This is a genomic window from Streptomyces sp. SID13726, assembly GCF_010548375.1.
Classification (GTDB): Bacteria; Actinomycetota; Actinomycetes; order Streptomycetales; family Streptomycetaceae; genus Streptomyces.
On sequence record NZ_JAAGLY010000472.1, the window covers coordinates 1 to 436 of the forward strand.

The 436-nt window shown below is 75.2% G+C and carries 1 protein-coding gene; it reads left to right on the top strand.

Annotated elements, in window-relative coordinates; genetic code table 11:
* The coding region (locus tag G3I78_RS48640; RefSeq protein WP_164437056.1) for a phosphopantetheine-binding protein at positions 1 to 436 on the top strand (436 nt) is incomplete at both ends.

Sequence of the window (436 nt, forward strand, 5' to 3'; positions counted from 1 at the left end):
ACCGTCCAGCTCGCCTCGCTCGTCGCGACGGACGGGCTCGGGGAGGACGACGTCCGCGCAGCCCTCGCCGAACACCTGCCGAGGTCGTCCGCACCTGACCTCGTGGTCGTCGTCGACGCGCTCCCCACGCTCGTGAGCGGCAAGCCGGACGCGAGAGCGGCCGCTCGCGTCGTCGAGGCCTACGTCGCCCGAGCAGCCGCAGGGACCCGGTCCGAGTCGGGCACGGGCGAGCAGGACGAGCTCCTTGACGCGGGGGTCGAGGTCGTCCAGCACGCCGTCGCCCAGGTGGTCGGCGTCGCCGACGTCGGGGCCGACGAGGACCTTCTCGCCCTCGGCGTCGACAGCGTCTCGTCCATCGGCATCGCCGCGCGGTGCCGTGCGGCCGGGCTGGCCGTCGGTCCCGCGGACATCCACACGGCGCGGACCCCGCGGGAGA